Origin of the sequence: Bacillus timonensis, from assembly GCF_004799755.1 — a bacterium.
GTDB classification, from domain to species: Bacteria; Bacillota; Bacilli; order Bacillales; family Bacillaceae_L; genus Ferdinandcohnia; species Ferdinandcohnia timonensis_A.
This window is the reverse complement of the sequence record NZ_SLUB01000013.1, coordinates 84,271-91,490: the sequence shown is the minus strand read 5'-3', so window position 1 is coordinate 91,490 and position 7,220 is coordinate 84,271. Positions and strand designations below refer to the sequence as shown.

At 38.6% G+C, this 7,220-nt stretch carries 8 protein-coding genes and 1 rRNA gene; 1 reads left to right on the top strand and 8 read right to left on the bottom strand.

What is annotated here, in order from left to right; all coding sequences use genetic code 11:
• Positions 1 to 171: ribosomal RNA gene (locus tag E1I69_RS09890) — 16S ribosomal RNA — on the bottom strand; the annotation flags it as partial.
• Positions 172 to 524: 353 nt separating this feature from the next.
• On the bottom strand, positions 525 to 1,394 hold the full coding sequence (locus E1I69_RS09885) for a nucleotidyltransferase-like protein (RefSeq protein ID WP_136379448.1): 870 nt from the start codon (positions 1,392 to 1,394) through the stop codon (positions 525 to 527).
• A gap of 141 nt (positions 1,395 to 1,535) precedes the next feature.
• Here E1I69_RS09885 and E1I69_RS09880 point away from each other — a divergent pair, with 141 nt between their 5' ends.
• Complete coding sequence (locus tag E1I69_RS09880) at positions 1,536 to 1,904, top strand: YgzB family protein (RefSeq protein WP_136379447.1); 369 nt, start codon at positions 1,536 to 1,538, stop codon at positions 1,902 to 1,904.
• A 22-nt stretch (positions 1,905 to 1,926) separates the two neighbouring features.
• Here E1I69_RS09880 and perR read toward each other — a convergent pair whose 3' ends face one another.
• The 6 genes from perR to E1I69_RS09850 form a co-directional block, all read right to left on the bottom strand.
• The gene (perR, locus tag E1I69_RS09875) at positions 1,927 to 2,370 is read right to left on the bottom strand and encodes a peroxide-responsive transcriptional repressor PerR (protein WP_136379446.1); all 444 of its coding nucleotides are present in this window, start codon (positions 2,368 to 2,370) and stop codon (positions 1,927 to 1,929) included.
• 135 nt (positions 2,371 to 2,505) lie between these two features.
• Positions 2,506 to 3,054: a cob(I)yrinic acid a,c-diamide adenosyltransferase gene (locus tag E1I69_RS09870; RefSeq protein WP_136379445.1), complete on the bottom strand. Its 549-nt coding sequence runs from the start codon at positions 3,052 to 3,054 to the stop codon at positions 2,506 to 2,508.
• Between the two features lies 1 nt (position 3,055).
• Entirely contained in the window at positions 3,056 to 4,015 is a 960-nt protein-coding gene (locus tag E1I69_RS09865) for a D-2-hydroxyacid dehydrogenase (RefSeq protein WP_347561805.1), read from the bottom strand.
• Between the two features lie 370 nt (positions 4,016 to 4,385).
• Positions 4,386 to 5,126 (bottom strand): ABC transporter permease, encoded by a 741-nt coding sequence (locus E1I69_RS09860; RefSeq protein WP_136379443.1) that lies wholly within the window; start codon positions 5,124 to 5,126, stop codon positions 4,386 to 4,388.
• 15 nt (positions 5,127 to 5,141) lie between these two features.
• Positions 5,142 to 5,858 (bottom strand): ABC transporter ATP-binding protein, encoded by a 717-nt coding sequence (locus E1I69_RS09855; RefSeq protein ID WP_136379442.1) that lies wholly within the window; start codon positions 5,856 to 5,858, stop codon positions 5,142 to 5,144.
• A 120-nt stretch (positions 5,859 to 5,978) separates the two neighbouring features.
• A complete protein-coding gene (locus tag E1I69_RS09850) occupies positions 5,979 to 7,202 on the bottom strand; it encodes a sensor histidine kinase (RefSeq protein WP_136379441.1) in 1,224 nt (407 codons plus the stop codon).
• Positions 7,203 to 7,220: the final 18 nt, after the last annotated feature.

The window sequence follows — 7,220 nt, the reverse complement described above, 5'->3', positions numbered from 1 at the left end:
TATTAGCTCCGGTTTCCCGAAGTTATCCCAGTCTTACAGGCAGGTTGCCCACGTGTTACTCACCCGTCCGCCGCTAACCTTTGGGAGCAAGCTCCCTCAGGTTCGCTCGACTTGCATGTATTAGGCACGCCGCCAGCGTTCATCCTGAGCCAGGATCAAACTCTCCAATAAGAGTATTGATTGCTTAAAATACCTTCGGCATTTTTCGCAAAATCCGAAGAAGCATTTCAAGAAGCAAAGATCTTGCTCAATAAGTTTGTTACTTAGAATTAACGTTGACGCTTGTATTGTGTTCAGTTTTCAAAGAACTTTTTTTGACTCGCCTCTCAGAAGCGACTTTATTAATATATCATGGTGATTTATTAATGTCAATAATATTTTTCAAAAGTTTTTGCCGGCTGATTTCTCTTTTTCAACAGCGAAATCTAATATAACACGGGGGTCAATTGTCCGTCAACACCTAAAGTGAATATTTTATTAAAATAATAAAAACCCCCTCAATTGAATGAAGGAGTTTAAGAATTTCACTTATTAACACTGTAGGTTCTATGATAGATACCTTTTCCTTTTGTTTCGAGTTTTTCTACATTAATAAAATGTTTATCTACAAGGAATTCGAGATATACTTCTAGATCGACTGAGTATACTTTTAACTCGGGAATTTCCATCATCTCTCCGAATGTCCATGAACCATTTCTTTGAGATAGAACTTTTAATATATGGTTCGCTCCACGTTTCGCTCTAGAATGAATGAGAAATTCACTTGCAAGGAAGAGAAGCTCCAGTCGTTTTTCAAGTGTCTCTTCACTTTCTAGAAGTTCAATATATAGTTTATAAATTTGTGGATCAATTTGTTTTACTTGGTTCCAGACGGTTATTTCAGGATGAAAACCATTTTCGATAATGGCTAGCCGTGCTAGATGATGAAGTGCATGAATGACATAATTATAGGCATCTAAATGTTGGTTTGCATTAAAAAATGCTTTACCGTCCTGGTACCGACGAATTAGCTTTGCAAATTCAATTCCCATTTTAATTTGTCGTTCCTCTGCCGGAAACTCAAGCAGCTCGTCCCTTAAGTCCGTAATATATTCATTGCGATCAAATAGAACTTTTCCGTTTACAATCCAGTCCACGATTTTTCGATTAGAACCGAATAACAGCCACTCTTTTAATTGACTTTCTTTTACTGTATACAAAGTTGCTTTGCTTTTATTGTAGTCATAATGTTTAATAAACACATTTCTCTCTGCCTCTTTAACAATTACGAGTAAAGCTAAGTCAAAGTGATCTGTATGTGTAAAAGCATCCTTCCCCTTTTCGATCAAAATAACCCCTAGCGTATTGGGTTGGCTTGCTCTTTCTTGGTAAAGAGGTCGAAGTAAATCCTCCATTTTGATTTCCTCCATTCAAATCCATTGCTAATATATTTCGACGCACCAAAAATAAAACCCTGCCCATTTTATGTAGAATCTTTTTTTATTTTTATCTTTCTTTTTTTTATTGTATAGTATAGAAAGGAGGTTAGATTAACAATGGGTGTAAAATATTCAAGTAAAATTAATAAAATTCGTTCTTTCGCTCTTGCTTTGATCTTTGCAGGATTTATTGTCATGTACGGGGGAATCTTCTTTAGAGAAAATGTTATCTTAATGACAATCTTTATGATTCTTGGTCTCATTTTTATTCTAGCAAGTACAGTGGTCTATTTCTGGATTGGCATGCTTTCGACTCGAACCATCCAGGTGGTCTGTCCTTCTTGCCAAAAGCCTACTAAGATGTTAGGCCGTGTGGATGTGTGTATGTATTGTAAAGAACCATTAACCCTTGATCCAGAGCTTGAGGGTAAAGAGTTTGATGAGAAATACAATAGCAAAAAATACAGTAAAGTAGAAAAAAGCTGACAGGATAACCTGATCAGCTTTTTTAGTGTGCGCACTTTTTTTGACATTCTTGACACGATCCGTAAATTTCCATTCTATGGTGACTAACTTTAAAGCCAGTAACATGTGCAGCCAATGCTTCCACTTCATCTAATCCTGGGTAATGGAAGTCCACAATTTTACCACAGTCTTCACAAATCACATGATAGTGCTGTGTGGTGATAAAATCAAAACGGCTTGAGGAATCTCCGTAAGGCAATTCCTTTACTAAGCCAACTTCACGGAAAACACGAAGATTGTTATACACAGTAGCGACACTCATATTCGGGAACTTTCCTTCAAGTGCTTTATAGATATCATCTGCAGTCGGGTGACTCATTGAATTTATTAGATACTCTAATATCGCATGACGTTGCGGAGTGATTCGAACTCCGGATCCTTTCAACGTATCAAGCGCTTCTTTCAAATGATTGTCTGACACCGCCATGCACCTCTTTTCTAGTAAACATTATTACTTTATAATCCTTATAATTAGTGTATCTTGCTCACACCACTTTTGTCAACATATCTACCATTACTATATGACTAATCCCATTAAAATACGCTAATTTTACTGAACATTTCATTGATGGAGTGTAGGTTCACTTTGGCCAAGCTTTTGGTTGACATAGCGAGCTGCGACAAATAGAAAATCTGATAGGCGGTTTAGGTATGAATTCACCAATGGATTTGCATCCTCCCCAATAGCTACGGCGTTCCTTTCTGCTCTTCGCACAATCGTTCTTGCAACATGGAGGGCTGCTCCCGCTTGACTGCCACCAGGTAAAACAAAGTTGGTAAGTGGAGGATTCTCAGCATCCCATTTATCGATTGTTTCTTCTAATAAGGTAATGTCCTCTTCTGACACCTTCCATTTTACTTCCTTCCCTGCAGGAGTCGCTAACTCTGCACCGACGTGAAACAAGGTCGTTTGCACTTTTTTAAAAACCTGCTCAAGCTCTTCTTTGCTATCGAATTGAAATTCATGTAGGTGACTTAAAGCTAATCCGATCATGGAGTTTGCCTCATCACATGTTCCATATGCTTCAACACGTAGATCAGTTTTTGAAACCCGCTGCCCATATACCAATGAGGTTGTCCCTTTATCCCCTGTTTTTGTGTAGATTTTCATCTTAATACCCCCTGTTCAAGTCAATTTTATTGATAAATTCACTGCCACCTTGCTTATATATATGAAGATTTTGCTCAAAAATTTCAAAGGATCTTGGTTGATAAAACTTAGACTTACTTGAAATATGCGGGGTTACGGTTACATTTTCAAGTGTCCAAAATGGATGATCACTTGGAAGTGGTTCTTGTTCAAACACATCTAATACTGCATGTGCAATCTTTTTGGATTGAATCGCTCGTAGTATAACCTCATCCTTTACTAAATCACCGCGTCCAATATTGATAAATACTGCTTCCTTTTTCATTCGTTCAAAATGGGTATCATTCAGAATATGTTTTGTTTCGTTCGTGCTTGGAAGAATCGACACTAGATAGTCAGCTTTCTCACAAATAGAATGGAGTTCATCGAATTGAACCATTTCATCTATGTATTCATGCTTTTTGCCACTGCGATTTAATCCGATTGTTTTCATGTTAAAAGCTTTCGCTAACCGTGCAATTTCTCCACCGATGGCACCAACACCTAGGATTCCAATCGTTTTCCCATGAAGTTCGCCAACTGGAAAATGGGTGAGTCGATCCCAGCTTTTACTCTTTTGTTGCTCAACAATGATCATGTTCTTCTTTGTGACATGCAGCATCATCGAAAGAGTGTATTCAGCCATCGGAATTTTGTGAATGCCTCTTACGTTTGTGACGAGGATTCTTTTTTCCTGAATCGCTTGAAAAGGCATAAGCTCAAGTCCCGCTGAAATCACCATGATCCATTTTAGGTTTTTGGCCATTTCAATATGTTCAGGGGTTAAGTCTTCCCCGTATGTAAGTAAAATGTCTGCGTTATGTAGTTCAGGCAAGGCTTTTTCAATGTCCTCACAATAGATAAATTCTTCATCCGGAAACGCCTTATTCATGTTTTCAGTAACTTCCTCGATTGGAATAAATGTTGATAAAATTCGCATCATTACGCCTCCTTCCTTACTATAGTATCAAGTTTGGCGAAAAGGTGGAAGTGAAAAAAGTGCAAGTGCCTTGGAAGAGGAACATCGACTAACTACTGCCACATCCTGTGGCAAACGTCGATGTCAGCACATCCTGTGCAAGTCCGACTAGCACAAGACGAGCCAGCGAGAAGGTTGCTCTTTGACCTTCTTGATGGATTGGCTTGTGACCTCGAGGGGCTAGGCACTGGAACTAGATTAAGTAAAAAAAGGTGCGAGATTTCTCTCGCACGAAAATATGCTAACATCTGAGGAGGTATGCCCTACACTTATAAGATACGTCCGTTTATGGAAAATGTATGGACGTTTGACACTACCTTTAAAAAATAGGCTTTTAATCGGACCACTTGAAATATTTTAAACCAATGACTGTTGATACCACTAAAATACCTAGTAAGATTCCGATATCAAGGAGTGTATCTGTTGTGAATAGTGTTCCATTCCAGCCATCTCGAAGGACATTCACGACATATGTGAGTGGTACGACAGCAGCGATTTTTTGCAGAACCTCTGGATATGTCTCCATCGGAATCGTTGCACCGGATAAAAACATCATTGGGTACATTGCAATCATGGCAATCCCTAGTGCCGTTTGCATCCGCCTTGTCACACTTGACACGATAAAGCCGATTGAGAAAAATGTAATGGCACTAAAGGTTAAGGCTACAAAAAATTCAAAAGGATGTGCTGTTAACTCAGAACCAAATCCGAACCTTGCAATTAATAAAATTTCAATTGCACCAACATAGATGGCGATAAAGCCTTTTAAGATGGTTGCCGTAAAAATGGCATTCTGATTGATGGGAGTTCCTTTTAACCGTTTGTAGACTCCTTTTTCACGGTCAATCACGATTTGTAGTCCCATCGAGAAAAAGGCTGTTGTAAAAATAATGATAGCGATCATGCTTGGAATATAAGCTTGAAAGTAGTTAAGTCCTTGGTATGTGTTTGATTCAAACATTAGTCCAAATACGACAAAGCTGACAGCTGGGACGATAAAGGTAAACAGTAAAGCTAATGTCTCGCGAAAAAATAATCGTAATTCCATTTGTGTATGTGTAAGAATGGATTGCATTTGTTTTCCTCCTTATTATTGGGAAACGGCATATTTTAAATAAACATCTTCCATCGTTCCTGCACCTTGCAGGTAAAAATCGATTAAATTCTGTGGTTGGTCACAGGCTACTAATTTTCCTTGTTTTATCATCGCAATTCGGTCACAGTGCCTTTGCGCTTCATCCATATAATGTGTGGATAAAAGAATCGTTTTTCCTTCATCACGGTAGCGATTGATGCATGACCAGAGGTCGCGTCTTGCTTGTGGGTCTAGGCCAGTCGTTGGTTCGTCGAGAAAAATGATTTCCGGATCGTTTACGAGCGCTAATGCTAACGATGTGCGTTGCTGCCAACCACCTGATAGATTCTTCACATATTTGTTCAGATATGGTTTAAGCCCAAGTGTTTCAATGATTTCCTGTAAGTCTCGCTTTTTATCGTAATACGAGCTGAATAGATTTAAAGCTTCCTTGACTTTGATTCGATCATAAAGCGCTGTTTGTTGAAGCTGGATTCCGATTTTTTGTTTGATTTCATTTGATGCTTCATCGACGTTCCTGCCAAGGACTTTTACAGTTCCTGAATCCGGCTTGCGAATGCCCATCATTATTTCGAGGGTAGTTGATTTTCCTGCACCATTTGCACCGATGATTCCAAGCACCTCTCCTTTTTTAACGTGTAGGGTAATGCCGTCCGCTGCTTTTACGTCTCCGTAACTTTTTGATATATTGGTAAGTTCAATCACATTCATGGTAAGGTCCTCCTTTTACTTTCGCTTTGCTTTATTATCCTTATCATAGACAGCGAACCTTAACTCAACCTTAAGTGAGTCTTATATCTTGCTTAAGATTGGAAAAAGGTATAGCCGGGGCTATACCTTTTTTAATGGGAGTTCAATTATAAAGTTCGTTTTTCCTCGTTTTGGAGAAGTGTCGACGCGGATGGTTCCGGCATGAAGTTCGACGATTTTCTTGGTAATGGCGAGACCAAGTCCAGAGCCACCATCATTCATCCTACTTTTATCTCCTCTTACAAACGGTTCAAATAAGGTTTGGGCAATGTCTTCACGGATGCCAACACCATTGTCACCGACTTTAATTAAAATACTAGTTTCAGTTCGATTTAATCGAAGGTAAATGTCAGTGTTCTCAGGATTGTATTTATTCATATTTTGAAGGAGATTCGATATGGCTCTGTTGAGTAGTTTCGGATCAAATCGAACCATAATTTTTTCTTCTGGAATATCGATATACAGTTCCATTTTCTTTTCTTCAAATAAATCAAAATGCTCGACAATGATCCCACGGTAAAATTCACAAATGTCTTGAAGCTCTTTCTGAATGGGAACATCTGGGCTATCTAATTTAGAAAACATAAAGAGTTCATCAATTAAGGATGTGACCCGAATGGATTTATCGTAAATGTATTTTAAGTATTTTTCTGTTTGGGCTTCATCAGATACTACACCTTCATATAGCGCTCTTGAATATCCTTGAATCGTCGTGATTGGCGTTTTTAGATCATGAGAAATATCTGCAAGCATTTGCTTTTTGCTCTCTTCCAATCTCGTCATTTCACGATTTTTCTTCTCTAATTCTTCTGCCGTCCGTCTTAAATTTTCACTCATTTCCTTGTACTTAATGGACCCCTTTATCATAAAAGGGAGGATGCTTCCACCGAATAGGGGTGGGCCTAAATTTAGAATCGTGTAATATTCTTCGGAAAGGACGACCTGGTAAATAAGGATTAAGCCGAAAAAGGTGAACAGGCCGCACCCAACATACATCCATTGCATCGGTAGTCGCACGATCTGGTACACCGGAATGAAAATCATGTAAATATACAAAGGGTCATACATAAACCCAAATACGAGAATAATGGAAAGTTGGACAAGAACAAACACAAGGTTGTGCTGTGAGTTCCAGTACGCCTGTCGGTATGCTACAACAAATGCTACCATCAACAACAAGCCAATTAGTAATTTCCCCTGTGATTCTTGAAAAAGAAAGAAGAGTGGAAAGATCAAGTTCGCAATATATAAAAATGGTATAATTCCTTCTTTTTCAGGAAAAATCCGATAGAATAGTTTTTTCATTTATCTCTTCCTTATAGG